This window comes from Vibrio sp. Y176 (genome assembly GCF_033438945.1).
Genome location: NZ_JAWOQS010001272.1, coordinates 1 through 503 on the forward strand (window position 1 = coordinate 1; position 503 = coordinate 503).

General features: G+C 51.9%; 1 protein-coding gene. It reads left to right on the forward strand.

Going from position 1 to position 503, the window contains the following annotated elements; genetic code table 11:
• The coding region (locus tag R7O13_RS31360) for a Mur ligase family protein (protein ID WP_318305800.1) at nucleotides 1-503 on the forward strand (503 nt) is incomplete at both ends.

Below are 503 nucleotides of genomic sequence, written 5' to 3' on the forward strand. Positions count from 1 at the left end.
GTTATTGATACGCGTGACAATCCGCCAGGCGCCGAGCGTCTGCCTGAACAGGTTGAACTACACCGTGGTGGTTGGAATACCCAGTGGCTTGCAGAAGCTGACTTGGTGGTGACCAACCCTGGTATTGCGTTAGCGACACCAGAGAGACAAACGGTGCTAGCGAAATGCACGCCTTTCGTGGGGGACATCGAGTTGTTTGCTTGGGCTGTGAATAAACCAGTGGTGGCCATCACTGGTTCAAACGGCAAGAGCACGGTGACAGATTTAACTGGTGTGATGGCGAAAGCGGCAGGATTGACGGTGGGTGTCGGCGGTAACATTGGCGTGCCTGCACTGGAGCTGCTTGAGCAAGATGCGGATTTGTATGTACTGGAACTTTCAAGTTTTCAGTTGGAAACGACGTCGAGTTTGAAACTCAAAGCGGCGGCATTTCTTAACCTTTCCGAAGATCATATGGATCGCTACGAAGGTATGGCAGATTATCGCGCTGCTAAGCTGCGTAT